The sequence below is a fragment of the Streptomyces sp. P17 genome, from assembly GCF_032436805.1.
Taxonomy (GTDB): domain Bacteria; phylum Actinomycetota; class Actinomycetes; order Streptomycetales; family Streptomycetaceae; genus Streptomyces.
Genome location: NZ_JAVRBF010001259.1, coordinates 1 through 234 on the forward strand (window position 1 = coordinate 1; position 234 = coordinate 234).

Here is a 234-nt window from a genome sequence, read left to right on the forward strand (position 1 = left end):
GCGCCCGGGGTGGCGCCCCTCGCCCCCCCCCGGGGCACCCTGGAGAGCAGACCCTCTGGCCGTACTCGACGCTCTGCCGATCTGGGGCACGCCCGCGCCGCCCTCACCCCGGCCCCCGCGCGAGACGTGCACCCCTGGTGCGGGCGTCCGCTCGGCACCAAGCACGTCAAATCCAACGTGGGCGTGGTGACCGAGGAGCGCTTGGGCCGCGTCGGGGGCGGGGTGGGCTGGCGG

General features: G+C 77.8%; 1 protein-coding gene. It reads left to right on the forward strand.

Annotation, left to right across the window (positions count from 1 at the left end; genetic code table 11):
• The coding region (locus RMT89_RS44615; protein ID WP_315889467.1) for a hypothetical protein at positions 1 to 234 on the forward strand (234 nt) is incomplete at both ends.